Source organism: Shewanella sp. SP1S1-7, from assembly GCF_031932105.1.
GTDB classification, from domain to species: domain Bacteria; phylum Pseudomonadota; class Gammaproteobacteria; order Enterobacterales; family Shewanellaceae; genus Shewanella; species Shewanella baltica.
This window is the reverse complement of sequence record NZ_JAUOEU010000004.1, coordinates 229014-246703: the sequence shown is the minus strand read 5'-3', so window position 1 is coordinate 246703 and position 17690 is coordinate 229014. Positions and strand designations below refer to the sequence as shown.

The following is a 17690-nucleotide window of genomic DNA, read 5'->3' as shown; positions in this document are numbered from 1 at the left end:
GATCTGAATAAGATTTTGACTATTTTAATTCGTACGCAGTATCAAAACTGCAATAACTTAAAAGCATTAATTCAGACCTAAAACCTCTAAGACTAAATAATGTCAAAACATTCACTTAGTCTCGCAGTTAGGTTTGTTTGAGTTCTGATAACGAGCCTGCACAGTGCTCGGCATCGCCTTAATCCGCAGTTCAACCATAGCATCAAATGCCGTCATTAAGGGTTGCACATCAAGCCGAGGATCAAGGGCGCTTAGCATATAAGCACAAGCTTCTAAGGTCGATAAACTGTCGCTACGACTCGACTTACGGATCCGGTAGCGCGACTCATAACCTTCAGCCAAATGCACCGCAGGATACTGGGTTAACCAAGGATTCAGCTGCAACATCTTAAACGCCTTGCGCCAAGTACCATCGAGTAAGAGCAATACACAATCTGGATTGATAGGCTGCTGTTCAACACTCACACTTTGCTCAGAGGGATAGACGAGATAAATCGGCTTATTACACGCCGTTAAATGTTCCCGTAAACCATTGAAGTCGGCCTCGCTTTCGCCCACATAAACTTGCGTTTCAGCAACAACAAGACTCAATACCCGCACACTATTTTTTTTATGCTCGACTTCACTCGGGTGCTGTAAAACCACCAACTGAGTCATTGGAGAAATAGGCTGAACACTCGCGCACAGGCAAGCATTCAGGGGATAACGACAAATAGCACAATAGTGACGGGACAAGCTTTACCCTCGGTTTGAGTAAGTTATTTTACGAGTATACCAAAGGATAAAGGGGTATTAGGCACAATAAAAAATACCCACAGTTCGCGGTCAAACAAACTGTGGGTAAAGGGTGTGCTCTGTAATTAACGACTTTGTAATTAACCTGTGCCGCGAACTAATGCTCGCCAGCTAACTGCTCTTGATGCCAGTGGTCGAATCGACTCAGTGCCATCATCAACAATAAACCGATAGGAAATACGCCCATCACTAAGGCCACTGCATAAGGTGCGGTTAAATTCGTTTGCTGTACGAGTCCAGCAAGCACGGATGCACCGCTCATCTGAATAAAACCTAACATAGCCGCCGCCGTTCCAGCTCGTTCACCGAAGGCCGACAGGGCCATACTGGTCGCTGGGCCGAGTAAGAAGGAAAATCCCACGCCTAACATCAACATGGGCAACATAAAGGCAAACGCTGCCATCATTCCAGTGCTTGGACCGAATTGCTGACCCGCCACAGTGATAGCGGCAGACAGAACGAGTATGGACAGCGCCAAAATCGTTGTCGGACGATTGCCGAGTTTGCGAATGACCAGCGGCGCCGTAAAACAGGCCACGATATTAAACACGGCATTGAAACCGAATAGACCACTAAACATGAGCTCAGAAAGCCCTAAATGCCCAATCAGCCACACAGGCGCATACGACACGTAACACAAAATCGCCGCCATCGCCGACATACAAGCAAAGGCATAAAACAAAAAGTGAGTGTTACCCAGTACAGGCTTGTATCGACCCCAACGGTAAAGCGGCCCAGTGGTAACCGTATTAGCAGGTCGAGTCTCGGGTAAGCGATATCCGACAACGAGCAACATCAACATGGCATATAACGTCATGAAAACGAAAGTTGAGCGCCAACCAAATTGCATTGCCAATAAACCGCCTAAGGTCGGCGCTAATGCAGGAATAACGCAAATGGCACCATTTAAGTAACTGTAAATCTTAGCGCCTTCTTTTTGATCGTAGCAGTCACGCACCGCGCTAAACACCACGATAGAAGTCGAACAGGCAGCTAAACCTTGCAGCAAACGGGCAATCTGTAACCAATGGAACTCGATAGCCGCCGCAGCTAATAGGCTGCTTGCACCGTAGAGTAAGACCCCAAAGATTGCCACAGGACGGCGACCATAACGGTCGGCTAATGGCCCGATCAACACTTGGCCTAAGCCCATGGCGAATAAAAATAATACGATCGTAGATTGCACATCACTGGCAGATACGGCGAATTCTGCCGCCATAGTTGGCATTGAAGGTAAGTAAATATCAATTGCCAATGGGCTGAGAAGCACCATAGACATCAGGATAGGTAATAGATTGCGCCGCATAAATAATCTCAGTTGATCAGGAAAAGGTATTTCAGTGGGCGCTATTTTAATTAACTCAAGGTATGAACAGAAATGGTATAATTTCCAAAGTAAATTTCCTCTGAGGAATATCTGTGAATATCGACAACTTAGCCAGAATCGATCTTAACTTGCTGGTCATACTCAAAGTTCTGCTAGAAGAGCAAAGCGTGACTCGCGCCGCCAGCCGATTGCATATAAGCCAGTCAGCCCTCAGTAAGAGCTTAAATCGGCTCAGAGAAACCTTAGATGATCCCCTATTTCAGCGCACGGCCCACGGCTTAAAACCGACGGCGCACGCCCTAATTCTTGGGCAAAAACTGCCGAATATTTTGCAAGACTTATATCAACTCACCCAGCCTCCGACCTTCAATCCCGCCAGTAGCAATCGACAATTCTCCTTTGCCATGGTGGAAAGCGCTTATGAAACCTTAATCCCGTATTTTATTGGCCCTATGCTAACCACGGCGCCCAACGTCAAACTTGACTCCTATGTCTGGACCGAAAAATCGATGCAGGATTTACAACAAGGGCAAATTGATTTTGGTATTTCAGGGCGGGATTTGCATCCTTTGTCCGATTTTCAGGTGGATCGCCTACCTGAAGGGATTGCCTATCAAACACTATTTACCGATCAACAAGTGTGTTTAGTACGTGAAGACCACCCGCTGATTGCTGCGCTGACTTCAGACCAATGGGATCTCCCACTCTACCTCGACATGGCCCATGTGCAGGTTCGCTGTGAAGGCAGCGATTGGTGGGCGTTGGATTACTTTCTTGCCGATCTCGGCCATCGACGCCGGATCAGTACAACAGTACCCGATTTTTATGGTGCCGCCAGTGTGTGCGCCCACAGCGATTTAATTTTCACTCTGCCTTCGAGCTTTGCAAGGCACGCCTGCCAGCTCTATCCGCTTAAACTACTGCCCTTACCCTTCGAATTTATGCCCATGGCCTATGTATTGTTATGGCATCAAAGAAATGATGAAGATCAGGGGCATAAATGGATTAGAGAAACGATTTGCCAGAGTGTCGCTAAGCTATTTACTCCCGCAGAAATGCTTTAATACCAAATCTCCACCAATAAAAAGCCCGATAAAGCAAAGGCGTTATCGGGCTCTTATCAAAGTGAAACACTACAAGTAGTAACTACAGAATAAAGGTCGCGACCTGTGCATTAAGATCGTTAGCACGGGCTTTTAAGTCTCGCGCCTGTGCCAAATCAGCCATGGCCGAGGCGGTAATCTCATCGGTCACATCTTTAATCGCAACCGTATTTTGGGTGATTTCACCCGTCACTTGAGTCTGCTCTTCCGCTGCAGTCGCAATTTGGCCTGCCATATCTGAAATCACGTTGACCGCTTGTGTAATCTCTTCAAGGGCTTTTGCCGCCGCATTCGCATCGTCAACACTGTGACCCGCTAATGCTTGGCTGCTTTCCATTAAGCTGACGGCTCTAGCGGTCGTTCGTTGCAGCGTTTCAATCGTGGTGTGCACTTCTTGGGTCGAATCCTGAGTACGGCGTGACAGTACACGCACTTCATCGGCGACCACGGCAAAGCCACGGCCCTGTTCACCAGCACGAGCCGCTTCAATAGCCGCGTTAAGCGCTAATAAGTTGGTTTGCTCTGCAATCCCTTGAATCGTTGCTAGAATGCTTGAAATTGATTGAGCATGACGGCTCAAATCCCCAATGACATCGGTCGCTTGAGTGACTTCATCGGCCAACGAATTAATCGAGTTACGGGTTTTATTGACTAACTCTTTACCCTGTAAACTGCTGGCTGCAGATTGTTGAGCCGCCGTCGCCGTGTTTTCAGCATTGGCCGCAATCTCATTGGTCGCACTCGCCATTTCTGTGACTGCGGTCGCGACCATAGCCACTTCTTGTTGCTGACGTTGCAGTTCAGCCACCGAGGTTTGCGTGGTGGTAAGACTACGTTCAGCATCAGCATCTAATTCATTCGCTAACTGACGGATATGGCTGATCAACTGATGTTGACTACCGACAAAACGGTTAAAGCTGTCGGCAAGTACGCCCACTTCATCTTGAGTATCGACGGAAATACGCTGAGTTAAATCACCGTTACCATCGGCGATACGTGCCAGTGCCTGCGATACTCGGCTCAACGGGCCCAGTAACATGCCAACTAACCAAGAAATCGCTAACACACTCAAGAGCAATACAAGTGCCGATAGCCCCAGCTGAGTAAGTAACAGGCTCGTGAGTGGCGCTTCTAGCGTTTCCTTATCAAGCACTAACACTAATTCCCAATCTGTATTAGGAATATCAACGCTCCAAACTAACTTGTCGCGTCCTTCATTTTCAAAGTACATAGGTAACAGAGTGCCAGATGCACGACTCTGTTCAGGCAAGTTACGATTCAGCTCATTGTCGATATCACCTATAGGTTTCATCGTCTTAGCTTGATCTTTATAAGCGATAACAGTGCCGTCTTTGTGCATCATGATGGCATAACCGTTGGCCGGTAACTTCATCCGATTAACACCGTCCACTAGGCTTGCGATAGATAAGTCACCACCGACAACACCTTGCGCGGTAGGCTGCGCCATAGTCACAACCAGAATGTTATAAGCCACATCCACGTATGGTTTTGTCAAAATAAGACCGCGCTCACTGATGGCTTGTTGATACCAAGGGCGGCTACGGGGATCATAGCCCGTTCGGTCTATACTCGGATCAGAATCCAGCATTTGCCCCGCTTGGCTCCCAAAATAAGTTAACTGGAAACGGCCAGACGCTTGTGCTTGTTGTAATGTATTTAGGCTATCACCCTCAACTTTACTCGCCAGTGCCCCCATAATATCTTGGCGGCCAGCCAACCATTCTTGAATACGCTCTGCCTGCTGCTCACCTAAGCGTTGCACTTGTTCTAGGCTGTTTTGTAACAGCTGGGACTTTTGGCTGGAATAACTTTGCCATGACAACAAACCAATCACGAGTGAAAGGGCTACCACGACGGAGAACAGAATTTTTTGCTTGAGCGAATATGAGTTCATGTTGGCGTCTAATTTATTAACAAAGCAGTGAAATAAGAGGGTGTCTGAGCGAGTTGAACAAACATTTACATCCAATGTAATAAGGCGGCTAACTGAGTTAAAACTGCAGCTTAATCTGAACTGAATTTTCTCATACTCTGTACAGTTCGCAAAGAAGTTGCTCAGATTTACATCAAAAAGATTCTTGTTAAAACATATAATTAACCGACTGTTATTCGATGAACAACATGGGCGACCTCGAGATCACATCTCAAGATGATACGTAACAGCTCAATAGCCTCAGAGGTAAAATAAAGTAAATTAATCAAGATTAACGTGACCTAGACACACTCGCTATTGCACACTAAATGCCCACTGCCTATCGAGGAGTTCTTATGATTTATCACCAGTTCCAACAGAGCCCGCTGCAGACCCGAATTTCTGGCCCACGGGCTTGGTTAGCCATGGCGCTTAGCGTTAGTCTGATCTGTTTATCGCTATTTTTATTGCCCTTCGTGCTTTTATTTGGCGCTATTGCGCTCGGTTGTTTAGTCCTGTTTAGCCGTTTTTACATGGCACGTCAGTTGGCTAAATTTAATCAAGCACAGGCAAACGCCAAGCAACATGCCCATGCTGCAGAAGAGCCACAGAGCCAAGTTTATGGTTCAGAGACAATTGTTAGGGAAACGAATGCAACGCGCTATCAAGGGCGAACTTTTGAGCATAAAGAGGATGAACACTAGCAGCGATAGCATACTCCCCTTAAGCGAGTAATGTCTGTGCGCGATTAAGGCTATGAATTTCCGCGGGATCTTGAGTGACTTTAAGTACATTTTCAATCTGTAATGCAAGAGAACGCCAAAGAGGCTCGATAATATCAGCCTCTTTTTTATTGGCATTTTGTCGCGCCAGCTTCAGCAAAGCGGCGGCTCCCACAACATCAACTCGCCCTAAGATACCGTCGGCCAGCGCCATACTCAGCTCGATCATCGCGGGCACACTGTGGCCATATTTAATCACTTGGCGCAGATAATCCTCAGCCTGAGTCAAGTCACTACCAAAGGCATTATCATCATTAAGCATATGCTGTGCCCGCGTCAGCATGGCATCGAGTTGTCCTTGCTCGGCAGCTTCTGCCATCCAATACTCGCTGGCAATCATATCTCGAGTACAACCGTCACCATTGGCGAGCATTAATGCCAAATGATACTGAGCGTGGGGATAACCCGCTTGTGCGGCTTTGCTTATAAAATGATAGGCTTGGGCGAGATTTTTTTGCTGATAATACAGCACACCTAAATTTGCCATTGCTTCGGTTTGCTCACCCTCTGCGGCGCGTTGTAAGTATTGCAGTGCCAACTGACTATCGGGTCGAAACGACTCACTGCCGACAAGATAAAAATATCCCAATAACGCCATCGCATTGACGACCCCAGCCTCGGCCGCCGTCGCAATAAGTTGCTCACCTTTCGCCACCTCTGGCACACCTTGATAACCGTGGATCAAGGCCACACCGTGCTCATGTAAGGCTTCCATATGCTTAGGCGCCGCAAGGGCAAACCAATAGGCGGCACGGGCAAAACTGTCAGCGGCGCTGATGTGGGAAGTAAGAGGTAAAACGCCAGAAGGCTCTGGATTAGCAGTAGCTTCAGCTGAAGTGACAAACTCTTGATCTTGTTGCTGCTCTTGCTCTTTCAGTATCAGAGCCTTGGTCTTAAAGGATATCCCCACTAGATATTGGGCTTCGGCGTCATCCTCCATCACAGCGCGGTAGCATAAATCCTTCGCCGTCAGAGTATCAGATGCTTCATAACGATAATCAGGTGCGACTTGGCCTTTAACCTTGGGATACAAGTGTTCGACTAGCGCCAAAACATCTTTAATAGATTTTTGCGCCAGCGCGAGCAATTGCGCTTGGGTCAGGTGATATTTTTCAGGATGAGCGCCGCGGTTACCGTCGGCCCGCAATCGATGCAGGGCGCGGGTCGTCTTAACATCAATAACACGCTGCTGATTTAGTTGCTCGATCCTATCGTATAGATTTGGACTCGAGAACGCGATTTGCTTATCTTGTCCCAGTAACTCAGTAAGCTTGTGGGTAAAGCTGCGAATGTGCAGTAGCGACTGAGTCGGCACATCCTGCACATAGCTTTTTGCCTTGAGATAGTCATCACTCAAGGAGGCCGAAAAATCTTGGATAAACTCACTATCCTTAATGACCGTTTTCGTCCCCATGAGTGATTCCCTACAGGCTGAATTGAGTTTGAATTACTCGACGCTTGGTTTTTTCGACACCATATATAAGCGGAACAAAGCCACGTTAACGAATAAGCCAATGAAAGACATAAAGGTATCCGATAGCATTTGCAGCGGTAATCCGCCCATAGAGGCAGCGCCTGACAGCAAATTACCCACCACTGAAAGTGGCAGATAGAGCATTAATAGTGCAATAGTTTTCAGCACGATAGGGCCACTAAAGCTAAAACTGCCCTTGATGGCTTCCAGCGGTGTTAAACGCTCAACCACGACCATAAAGTTCACATAGGCCAAACGGGCGAAGAGATAGAAGCTAATAACCAACCCCACCAGCCACACAGGACCGAAGGCGGCAAACAGCATCACTGGCGCTAAAATCGCTAAACCAGAAAACACCCCAGCTAATAATAGTGGTGGAACAAAAGGTAGACTTGCCTTCAGCACCATGCCCGCAGAAGGACTCTGTCCCTGCGAGCGCAGTTCTAAAAACAGTGTCAGGGCGGCGATTAATACCGAAAAGGTGAGCAGTAACAGCATCATGGCGACCATGTGTGGTGCGCCAAACTGTGGATTTTCAAGATCGACTTTACTCATCTCTACGCCAAGCCACAACTGGATCCCTACTTGGATCAAAAGTAATGGAATCGTCAGCATAGCGAGTTGCGCCAGATGATTACGGAAGAAGTTATAGGCTTCTGACAAAATTGCGGACAGTGACATGCGACTTTCCAAATAATTGAAATGAATTAACACTTAGAATTGCGCTAAGGATACCGAAAATCCCGTAGCAATGCACAGCAGAAATCACCAGTGTGAATCGTAAATCACAGAAAACTACTGCAACAAAAGTTGCAAACCCGCTAAACTGTCCTGCGAACACATGCGCAAACCATCAAAGGACGCTTCCATATGAAACACACTCTTACCCTCTCTATCTTCCTCGGCACTTGTATTTTAGCAGCGCCAGCCAGTGCAGGATGGTTAGATAACTTGGCCGGAACTCAAGCCAAAACTGAAAAAGCGGCCACAACGGTGACAGCAACTCAGACAAATGATTTGGTTGGCAGCGTCATGTCACAATTAGGTTTAAACCAAACTCAAGCCGAAGGTGGTTTAGGCAGTTTATTAGGCTTAGCGCAATCTAGCCTAGGGGCAACCGACTATTCAAAACTGGCTGCCAGCATTCCTAATGCCGATAGCTTGTTAGCAGCAGCGCCTAAATTGGACTCAACATCAGGCGTTTCTGGCTTGTTATCCAAAGCGGGTGATTTAGGTTCATCACTGCAAGGCAGTGCGATGGTGTTCGACGCCTTTGAAAAATTGGGCATTTCTAAAGATCTTGCGATGCCGATGATCAACATAGCTAAGTCTTACTTGGATACCAATGGCACTGAAGGCACCTCAGACTTACTGATGAAAGGTCTGAACTCGCTACTGTAATCCCGTTTTATCTCACCCTAAGCAATACAGTGCTTAGGGTGAACTTTCGCCCCCCAATCGACTCTACCTTAATATTCCCTCCAACATGAGAACCGCCAAATATGATTGCGAAGTTAAGACGATTCTTTGAAGCACATACGCAAGCAGTCTCCCCTGAAGACAAGGCGCATCAACTTAAACTCGCCGCGGCGAGTATGTTACTTGAAGTGGTGTTTGCCGATGATACCTTAACGGCAGAGGAAGAAGCCTTATTGCCTAAGTTGCTGACAGATACGCTATCAATGTCAGAAGCTGACGCTAAGATACTGATTGATGAAGCCAAAAGCGTGCAAGGTAGCGCGACCTCACTGTTTGAATTTACCTCAGCCATTAACGCCGAATTTAGCCTAGCGCAAAAGCAGCAATTATTGCTCGCCATGTGGCAACTGGCCTATGCTGATGGGCAGTTATCCCAATATGAAGACCAAATCATTCGTCGCACCGCTGATTTGCTGTACCTCAAACACAGCGAGTTAATTCAAATGCGCAATCTTGCCATCGCCGCCAATCGACATATTGATCAGGCGCCCCAGTGATTCAACGGTTTAATCAAAGTACTAATTCGATTAATCCGTCGCATAAAAAAGCGTGAATGCGAAACGCTATCTCGTTTCACATTCACGCTATAGTCTTAAGACCTTATTGATATCGTCTTTGACTAAAAATGATTTGTCCTGCCGCGCGATTTACTTAAACCCAACTCACTTAAATCCTAAGCTAAGGCTTTACCGATTTCGAACCCTGAACCGCGTAACTCAGTCAACTTAGTCCGCAATCCACCCATCTCCATTCTTAATCCTTTCTTGGTGGCTAACTGGGATAACCAACTGGTTTTCTCATCATCCTCAATGGTATCCCACTCATCCAGCACTTTGTAAGATAGGCATAGTAATGCGGCAAGTTTTGAGAATGGGTCCGAATCCTTAGGATGATCTTGATATAAAATACCTTCCACCAACGCTGCGGTGAATTTCCAATTTTTGGCCAGCAATGCGCCGATATCGGGTGAATCATATCCAAGCAACTCACGCTCAAACTCATGCTTATCTTTGCCCTGCGCCACGGCTTCAGCAATTTTCGCCGCATCTTCAGGTGACACAGCCGCAATGAGTAAGTCGCCAATACGGTGCAAGATACCGCAGGTAAATGCTTCTTCAGGCATAGCACCACAACGTTTCGCCATTTCTTGGCTGTATAGGGCAATCTCAAAGGTTTGCCCCCAAAACTGGGCTAAGTCGATTCCTTCACACTTAGGAACCGCGCCAATGACGGCCGATGCAAGCACTAAAGTACGCAGGGTTTGCATCCCAAGACGCACCACGGCTTCGTCGATCGTACCCACCTCTCGACTGCGTCCATAGTGGGCACAGTTGGCAAGGCGTAATACCCTCGCGCTGATTAAGGGATCGTGCGCAACCTTAGTGGCAATACTTTTTACTGTCGCATTATCATCATTGACTGCGTCTAATAGTTCACTGATCGCCTTGGGTAACCTGGGTAATTCATCCACTCGATTGAGTAACGCAGCTGAATCCATTTTTATGCTCCTTCTGTATGAATGATCAAAATATAGAACACAAACTAGCGCCTCGCTCGCGAGATATAATTAAATATCAGTAATGTGCAATCCTTCTGCGACACCTATTACCGGCCATCAAACTTAAGGTTTACTCCTCGATTTCGCTCAATATTAGTCACACTCCAACATATTCAGCATCGAGATCCACAAAGCTATACACAGGCTGACAGAGAGCGAAAGCGGGATTGAAGCCCTAACGCTAGAGGAGCAACTTTGCTTAAATTGTAAATAAATATTTCAAAAATTCAGTAAAGAGTGATATTGATAAAAGGCTATTAACTCACTGTAAGGAAGCAATATGAGCCAAAACGCACTCGTTAGCCGCACTGGTCTTATCTTAGCTAGTGCTTTAATCACCTTAGGGCTGTTCGTCTTTATGGCGCAGCTCATCAACAATCCACAACCTGTCACAGGACAAGCCTCGGATGCGCCGCAAATCAATATACTGATGGCAGAACGCACGCCGATACCGCCAAAAGAAAAAACTAAGCCCGAACCACCAAAGCCCATTCCTGCGCGGGAGCGTGTGAGTGTCCCCGGTGAAAACAGCGAGTCGTTAACTTTTACTCCTGAGACATTCATGCCCGAAATGCCAACGCAAACCACCCTCTATACACAATCTGCGATGACAGCCGAAGCTCTGCCAGTTTTGCAAGTGTCGCCTCGTTATCCCATAGATGCGGCGCAAAGTGGTAAAGAAGGTTATGTGGTTGTGGGGTTTGATATTACGGCCGACGGCACTGTGAGTAATGTGCGGGTATTGGATGCGAACCCTAAGCATGTTTTCGATAAGGCGGCGTTATCAGCGGTGCAGAATTGGAAGTACAAACCGAAATTTGATGCAGGCAAAGCCGTTGCGCAACTCAATCAGCAAGTGCAGTTAGACTTTAAATTAGATCAAAAGATTTAATCCGCAGACGAATCAAAACGCACAAAAAAGCCCTGCAATCTCTTTCGAATTAAAAGAGTTCAGGGCTTTTTGATTGAACTTTTTTCAGGATTACTCAGGAATCGCTAAACCTTGTTTGCGGCTGATATGGGTCTTTTGCCACCACAGAAATGGCGCCACCACTAATATCAGTACCAATACATAGGACATGCTCGCACCTAAGGCAAAACCTAACGCCAAGCAAAACGCGCAACCCAGCGCGACGAGTGGCCAATTATGGCGCGGTAATAACTTAGCGGCCGCTAACATGGCCATCAAATAGATCACCACAAATACACCGTTGCTCCATGCAATAAGGTGTTCTAACTCTTGTCCAGTAAGATAAGTCAGCACTATCACGCTCGCCATCACAGATAACAGTGCAGCCAGTGCGCGAATAGGTACGCCATGGGCGTTCTTCACCGCAAAGAAACGCGGCAAAATACCTTCACAGCTAAAACTCCACACTAAACGTGCCGCACTGGCCGCATACACGTTCACAGTGGCCAATCCACTTGCGATCCCCAACACGCCGATCACTTGTGCGCCGTAACCACCGAGCAACTGATCAAACACGCCGATCATGGCGACGCTTTTATCCGTCGGCACTAACAGTAGTAATAGTGTACAAGCCACATAAATGACCCCCACCAGCACAGTGCCCATCATCATAGCGGGGATCATGTCCTGCTGTGGACGACGAAAATCATCAGCCAAATGCGTCATCGCTTCTATGCCCAAGAAACTCCAAAAAGCGATGCCAGCGGCAATCATCACGGTTGGCATTTCAGGCATACCATGGCTGGCGAGTGTTGTCAGGTGACCTGGCTGAAAACTGCTTGCGCCAAATAAGAGGACAACGACGGCCACTATGCACAGCGTCAGGCCAAATTGCAGCTTGGCCGACACTTGAATCCCCCTTAAATTAATCAGGAACAGGCCAACAATCACCAGCACTTCAACACCGACCTTGGACCAACCCGATATCGGCATTAAGGCATTCACAAACTGAAAGGTCATCAAAATCGCGGCCGGCGCCCCCATGGGCACAACCAGTAAAAAGATCAGTCCAATTGTTCGACCAGCGGTGCGACCAAAGGCTTTTTCGACAAAGTAAGCAGGGCCAGCGGCATGGGGAAATACACTCGCTAAACGACCAAAAACCAGCGCCACAGGAATAATGGCTAAGGTGAGCAATATCCACGCGACTAGGGCGCCAGACTGCGCTTTTTCAATTGTCATCTGAGGCAAAATAAACACCCCAGTACCAAGCAAAGTGGTCGCCATTAAACCCGCACCTTGCCAACGACCTATAGTTCCGCTATTTGAATTCATCTGATAATATTCTGTGGTATTTGAGCTGTCAGTATAGTGAGATTTTGCCCCACAATCTGCCGTTAATTTCAGTGTTCTCCACGCCCAATACCGACAAAATCACGGAATGTAGCGTTATTTCCATCAAAATGACGGTCAACTTAAGATGTGGCTAAATAACCAGCCAAAATACTCAGTAAATTTTGTTACTATTCAAAACAATGGCAAAACTTTACACAGATATGATATAGCCATTTTCACTGGAGTCACTCTTGGATAAATTCGATACCGCCATCATTCATAGTTTGCGTCAAGATGCACGCCAGAGCGTGTCGAATATTGCCGAACAAGTGAACCTTTCCCGCAGCGCGGTAGCCGAGCGGATTAAAAAACTCGAACAGACTGGGGTGATCCGTGGCTATCAAGTACTCTTGAGTGAGTCGCAAAAAGAAGGGGTGTCGGCTTATTTCGAAATCCAGCATCAATGTCCACGTTGCGCCGACGTAGTACACGTATTTCAAGCGATTCCAGAGGTGATAACCTGCCGTGGTATTTCCGGAGATATGGATTTACTCGTGTACGTGCATGTACCTTCAATGCGCCGCCTGCATGAGATCCGTGAGTACATCGACACGCACACAGATATCATCAAGATCAAAACCCATGTGGTGATGAGTGAGTGGATTAATAATCTAGGCGAGTAAAGGACAGTTGCCCTAAAACAAGAAACGCCACCCTAAGGAATAGAGGTGGCGAGGCCCATTTGGAGGCAGGGCAAAATATTGAAGTGTAAAACATGGCATCCTTGCCCAGCGACCTCCCTGTTACACAACCAATCGCGACTAGACTTACCCCTTGAGAGCTCAGCCAGCGCCGCAAGGGCCTCATCTACAATGTTTTCCTTTGACATTGTTTCCGCGATCCGTCGATTTCCTTGATTCTTATCATCTTGTTCATTATGAATGTAGTGTCGCGCCTTAAGCGATCGTCATTTGTCCTGTGTACAGAATGAAGTTACGCAGCAATAAAACCCCGATTAAACTCAAGCATGCCGTCCCTGCAACATAAGCCCATTTGCGTTTCGACGTCGTAGTCATAAACAGGTTCATCGCTAAGGGGCCTGATAAACCGAGCCCGATAATTCCCACCCAGAAAATCCAGCCCCAGAAGCCATAACCTAAGGCATTAAAGGCGGCAATTTTACTCTGTCCACCTGTTAGTACTAAGCCCATAAAGAAGGTAAAAATCAGCACAATTTCGACTAAAATCAGTGGAATTTCAACCTTGTGGATAAAGTGCACCTCTTTGTCATTCGGTTTGCCATTCATCAACACGCCACCAAGTAATGAAGATGCCGCACCGGAAGACAATCCAGATGCCAAGAACAGTAAAGGCAGCACAGGATTTTTCAGCATGGGATAGCCGGGTAATGCCGATAACAAGAAGCCGGTATATGCGCCTAATGCTAAGGATAGAATCACCAGTAACCCCGTAATCGTCGCCTCAAACCGAGCGAGTAAAGCCGTCAATTTAAGGACGATAGGAAAGCGCGATTCACACCAAGCATCGACTGGTTTGCGAAAGATCAACCCAATCCACATAAACATAAAAACTTGGTAAATCAACAGAATAAGTACACCCATCGACATCACAGATTTAGGATTGTAAAACACCAAAATCTTCCAGAAATCGAGGGGTTTAGTTAAATCTGCGACCAATATGCCTAAGCCCGCCATTACGGCGACTGGGGCGACAATACAGGCGGCACGTATAAAACCAGACTGATAGGCGTTTTGCTTCAAAACAAAATGTTTCAACAGTACGGCGAAGAACATAGCCCCTGCTGATACACCCGCCAAAAACAGGTAGATCGCAATCGGCCAATGCCAGACTAAGGTATCAAAATGTAGGGCACTCATAGTATCACCTCCCCGGATTTTGCCAGGATACGGAACAACTTAGGTCGCGTTCCGAGGGCGACTTTCGCGCGTTGAGTTGGGTTAGCGCGCAGCACTTGTACTAACTCAGACGTTGGATCTTTTAAATTACCAAACACTAACGCCTTAGTCGGACAAGCCTCAACGCAGGCAGGCTGTTTACCTTGCGCAAGATTCGTCTCACGGCAGAAATCACACTTATCCGCCGCGTGGGTGACTGGATTAATAAAACGAATTTTGTAAGGGCAAGCCGCAATACAATATTGGCAGCCGACACATTTCCACGCATTGACTGACACTATGCCGGTTTCTTTATCAATAAAGGCAGCCCCCGTTGGGCACACGTTGACACAAGGTGCATCTTCACAATGCTGACAAGAAACACGGCTAAAGTGATAATACTCATTGGGATACTCACCGAACGCTCCAGTTTGCTCAATCCTGACCCGGGAAACCCCTTCTGGCACTTGATTGGTTTCACGACATGCCACTTCACATGCGCGGCAACCAATACACTTAGCTTCATCATGAATCATCGCATATTTAATATCTGACTCTGCTTTAACACTATCCGATGCATTCACTGTGGCGAGCAGTGATGCGCCCGTAGCGCCAGCAAATAAGGCACATGTGCCTTTTAGAAATCTTCTTTTTGAATTTTCCATAACCTACCCCTACTGGCCACTATGGCAATTGCGGCACAGCTCACTGCGAACTTTTGGCGTCATATCCGCCATAGGTTCGGTTGGGCTATGTAATTTATGACAGGCGGCACAGGGCACTTTTTGTGCATGCACATTATGCGTCCACTCGGTTTCACCCAGTTTTCGCTGTGTATGGCACTTGTGACAAACGGCGAGCTGAGTATCAAGCTCCGAGCCATCTTTCAGACCAAACACTACGATATCATTCGGCTTTTTAGGGTGGTCGCCTTTTTCGCCATGACAGGTTGAACAGGTCATTTTCATCGCATCTTGGCCGTGATGCCCTAACATTTGACCGTTACGTTTGTGACACTTCATACAACTCATGTCACTGTTAATTTGAAGGGCCGACTCGGCACTTGTCGCACCAAAGCTTAAAAGCAATGCAATTGCACCCAAGCGAATCGACCACAGCCATTGTCTTTTGGACATAGGGAGTCCTCACATTTATTTGGGGAAGGAAGAAGAGGAGTGTCAGGGTTCGGAGTTACCCGAACCCGACGGTCGGATCAGACGGCTAACGCTTGCTTTAGGCTTTGTGTATCCCACTGTTTATGTTGGTTCATTTCAATAAAGTTGATATTGAACTTACTAAACAGCTTTTTCATTGGCGAGTTATTTTCTTTGCCAAAATCACTGATCACCATTTTCACTTCAGATGAGTCATGATCTATTAACACATAGTCTAGTCGGCACTCATGATTTAAATCAGCATCATGCTGGTCCATTTCAAATACAGTGTCTAGCGGGACATTACAGCAAACATCGTATTTGCCTTCCACTACGGTTTTTAAAGATTTAAAAAAGTTAAAACTTTGTTTATCGAACAGTACTGGTTTAAGTTTCATTTCATGATGTTCTGCCTCATCGGGGCCCGCTTTAAAAAACTTAATGCAGGTCATGACGAACATGACAAAAACAAATGGCACTGCAACAAACAGCACGAAATACATAAACGCATAGCTGAGAATGACTGAAGTATTCATAACGCCTCCAATAACCTATTTATTTTTTGTTATCTCCTTTAAAGCAACTTCAGTATTAACGTGAAGCGTTTTATTTTTTTTGACCCAGATCACACTTAACAATGGCAATTTAATAATAAACAACAAGTTAAGAATCAGATCTCATTACTATTTAGCGCAAATCTTGAATGTAAAAATTGATAATTGATAATCGCCAATGTGAAATTAAACTATATGAATTTCACCTTTTAAAATTCCAAATTTATCTTTATCGCATTTTGAAATATAAAAAATATTAAATCTAAAAACGACACTAGCAGACTGCGATATTATAGTTTTGAAGTTGAGATATGTTTCACATTAAAATTATTTAATGACGCCATAATTAATCGTTCTTTAAAGTATTTGCTCGACAAAAGGAATATAAAAAATGCACATTAGTAACATGGATGGCCTGGATATTCTGAGTTTGAAAATACTCGTTTCATTATATGAGAACAAGTCTGCAACTTATGTATCTAAGGCCCTTGATATTCCGGCTCCTAAAATAAGTCGTAGCCTTAAAAATCTACGGGAAATTTTTGGTGATGAACTTTTTATTCGTCGTAAATACGGACTATTCCCTAATGAGTTTGCGACCCATTTATATCCAATCGCGAAAGAAGCCATTGAATGTACTGATAAGTTTCATAAGGCCAGAGCCGCAAATGCTAACTTAGTAAAGACGCATATAGAAATTGCAGCTCCCGGCTTAATTGCTTACGCTTTTCCGAAAGCATTAATGCAAGCCATTAAAGATGAACAGAAGCTGATGCACATTAATATCACGCCTTGGTCTATGCATACGACCCAAGATATTGTTAACGGTGATACTACACTGGGCATTTGCTGCAATAAAAGTACGGCAGATGTGGCCGCCTTTGGCGATAAACTCCTGACGACCACTTTGCAACGCATGGATAAGGTTTACCTTATTGCGAGCCGTAATCATCCTATTTTCAAACGGGAAATTACTTTAGAGACGATTGCAGAATATCCCTACGTCAATACCGACCTCGGTAATCCCAGCTCTAAGCTCAGTCCTTACCAAGAGTTTTGCCTGAAGAGCAACATTAAACTCAATACTGAAATTACCATTACCAGTATTTCAAGTTTGTTTGAATACCTAGGTGAGAGTCAGGCACTGTCGTTATTACCCTACCGCGTGGTTTACGAGATGGTGAGTGATGTGGCTGAGCTGCACACATGCCAACTGTCACAACACGAAGCCGAACGTTTATATGCTCATACTGAAGCGCCAACCATTTTCTTAGTGCAAAAAAATCAGCCAAGCAAAGTGAGTGATGATTTAGTGTGGCTAAGTGGGCAAATTAAAAAGATTGTTGACCATATTATTTAGCCCAAAGCCG

General features: G+C 46.1%; 18 protein-coding genes. 7 read left to right on the top strand and 11 right to left on the bottom strand.

Going from position 1 to position 17690, the window contains the following annotated elements; translation table 11 throughout:
• Positions 1–111: 111 nt before the first annotated feature.
• Both Q4Q49_RS05585 and Q4Q49_RS05580 read right to left on the bottom strand, forming a co-directional pair.
• Positions 112–735, bottom strand: coding sequence for a tRNA-uridine aminocarboxypropyltransferase (locus tag Q4Q49_RS05585; protein ID WP_006079663.1), 624 nt, complete (start codon positions 733–735; stop codon positions 112–114).
• Between the two features lie 157 nt (positions 736–892).
• Positions 893–2101 carry a multidrug effflux MFS transporter gene (locus Q4Q49_RS05580; RefSeq protein WP_006079661.1) on the bottom strand — a complete coding sequence of 403 codons (1209 nt, stop codon included), beginning with the start codon at positions 2099–2101 and terminating at the stop codon, positions 893–895.
• Positions 2102–2214: 113 nt separating this feature from the next.
• Here Q4Q49_RS05580 and Q4Q49_RS05575 point away from each other — a divergent pair, with 113 nt between their 5' ends.
• Positions 2215–3186 carry a LysR family transcriptional regulator gene (locus tag Q4Q49_RS05575; RefSeq protein WP_311998835.1) on the top strand — a complete coding sequence of 324 codons (972 nt, stop codon included), beginning with the start codon at positions 2215–2217 and terminating at the stop codon, positions 3184–3186.
• A gap of 82 nt (positions 3187–3268) precedes the next feature.
• Here Q4Q49_RS05575 and Q4Q49_RS05570 read toward each other — a convergent pair whose 3' ends face one another.
• Positions 3269–5140 (bottom strand): methyl-accepting chemotaxis protein, encoded by a 1872-nt coding sequence (locus Q4Q49_RS05570; RefSeq protein ID WP_106649061.1) that lies wholly within the window; start codon positions 5138–5140, stop codon positions 3269–3271.
• A gap of 374 nt (positions 5141–5514) precedes the next feature.
• Here Q4Q49_RS05570 and Q4Q49_RS05565 point away from each other — a divergent pair, with 374 nt between their 5' ends.
• The gene (locus Q4Q49_RS05565; RefSeq protein WP_106649060.1) at positions 5515–5862 is read left to right on the top strand and encodes a hypothetical protein; all 348 of its coding nucleotides are present in this window, start codon (positions 5515–5517) and stop codon (positions 5860–5862) included.
• 19 nt (positions 5863–5881) lie between these two features.
• Here Q4Q49_RS05565 and Q4Q49_RS05560 read toward each other — a convergent pair whose 3' ends face one another.
• The gene (locus Q4Q49_RS05560; protein WP_311998834.1) at positions 5882–7354 is read right to left on the bottom strand and encodes a DUF4145 domain-containing protein; all 1473 of its coding nucleotides are present in this window, start codon (positions 7352–7354) and stop codon (positions 5882–5884) included.
• A 33-nt stretch (positions 7355–7387) separates the two neighbouring features.
• The gene (locus Q4Q49_RS05555) at positions 7388–8095 is read right to left on the bottom strand and encodes a hypothetical protein (protein WP_006079653.1); all 708 of its coding nucleotides are present in this window, start codon (positions 8093–8095) and stop codon (positions 7388–7390) included.
• Positions 8096–8284: 189 nt separating this feature from the next.
• Here Q4Q49_RS05555 and Q4Q49_RS05550 point away from each other — a divergent pair, with 189 nt between their 5' ends.
• Together Q4Q49_RS05550 and Q4Q49_RS05545 are read left to right on the top strand one after the other, a co-directional pair.
• On the top strand, positions 8285–8815 hold the full coding sequence (locus tag Q4Q49_RS05550) for a DUF2780 domain-containing protein (RefSeq protein WP_311998832.1): 531 nt from the start codon (positions 8285–8287) through the stop codon (positions 8813–8815).
• A gap of 101 nt (positions 8816–8916) precedes the next feature.
• Positions 8917–9390: a TerB family tellurite resistance protein gene (locus Q4Q49_RS05545; protein WP_011845463.1), complete on the top strand. Its 474-nt coding sequence runs from the start codon at positions 8917–8919 to the stop codon at positions 9388–9390.
• A gap of 176 nt (positions 9391–9566) precedes the next feature.
• Here Q4Q49_RS05545 and Q4Q49_RS05540 read toward each other — a convergent pair whose 3' ends face one another.
• A complete protein-coding gene (locus tag Q4Q49_RS05540; RefSeq protein ID WP_311998830.1) occupies positions 9567–10391 on the bottom strand; it encodes an HDOD domain-containing protein in 825 nt (274 codons plus the stop codon).
• 340 nt (positions 10392–10731) lie between these two features.
• Between Q4Q49_RS05540 and Q4Q49_RS05535 the strand changes: the two genes are divergently transcribed.
• Entirely contained in the window at positions 10732–11343 is a 612-nt protein-coding gene (locus tag Q4Q49_RS05535) for an energy transducer TonB (protein ID WP_311998829.1), read from the top strand.
• 90 nt (positions 11344–11433) lie between these two features.
• Here the strand turns inward: Q4Q49_RS05535 and yjeH are convergent, their stop codons facing one another.
• A complete protein-coding gene (yjeH, locus tag Q4Q49_RS05530) occupies positions 11434–12696 on the bottom strand; it encodes an L-methionine/branched-chain amino acid transporter (protein WP_311998828.1) in 1263 nt (420 codons plus the stop codon).
• A 251-nt stretch (positions 12697–12947) separates the two neighbouring features.
• On the opposite strand from yjeH, the gene Q4Q49_RS05525 reads away from it, so the two are divergent.
• Positions 12948–13379, top strand: a complete 432-nt coding sequence (locus tag Q4Q49_RS05525; protein WP_311988151.1) for an Lrp/AsnC family transcriptional regulator — start codon at positions 12948–12950, stop codon at positions 13377–13379.
• A gap of 273 nt (positions 13380–13652) precedes the next feature.
• On the opposite strand, the gene nrfD is transcribed toward Q4Q49_RS05525, so the two are convergent.
• The 4 genes from nrfD to Q4Q49_RS05505 all read right to left on the bottom strand — a co-directional run bounded on the left by nrfD (position 13653) and on the right by Q4Q49_RS05505 (position 16302).
• Complete coding sequence (gene nrfD, locus Q4Q49_RS05520) at positions 13653–14594, bottom strand: cytochrome c nitrite reductase subunit NrfD (RefSeq protein ID WP_311988150.1); 942 nt, start codon at positions 14592–14594, stop codon at positions 13653–13655.
• Positions 14591–15277 carry a 4Fe-4S dicluster domain-containing protein gene (locus Q4Q49_RS05515; RefSeq protein ID WP_311988149.1) on the bottom strand — a complete coding sequence of 229 codons (687 nt, stop codon included), beginning with the start codon at positions 15275–15277 and terminating at the stop codon, positions 14591–14593. The genes nrfD and Q4Q49_RS05515 overlap by 4 nt, the downstream gene beginning before the upstream one ends.
• A 9-nt stretch (positions 15278–15286) precedes the next feature.
• Positions 15287–15748, bottom strand: coding sequence for a nitrite reductase (locus Q4Q49_RS05510; RefSeq protein WP_107402906.1), 462 nt, complete (start codon positions 15746–15748; stop codon positions 15287–15289).
• Between the two features lie 77 nt (positions 15749–15825).
• Positions 15826–16302, bottom strand: coding sequence for a DUF2726 domain-containing protein (locus tag Q4Q49_RS05505; RefSeq protein WP_106649049.1), 477 nt, complete (start codon positions 16300–16302; stop codon positions 15826–15828).
• Between the two features lie 409 nt (positions 16303–16711).
• On the opposite strand from Q4Q49_RS05505, the gene Q4Q49_RS05500 reads away from it, so the two are divergent.
• The gene (locus Q4Q49_RS05500; RefSeq protein WP_220591423.1) at positions 16712–17680 is read left to right on the top strand and encodes a LysR family transcriptional regulator; all 969 of its coding nucleotides are present in this window, start codon (positions 16712–16714) and stop codon (positions 17678–17680) included.
• Positions 17681–17690 lie beyond the last annotated feature (10 nt).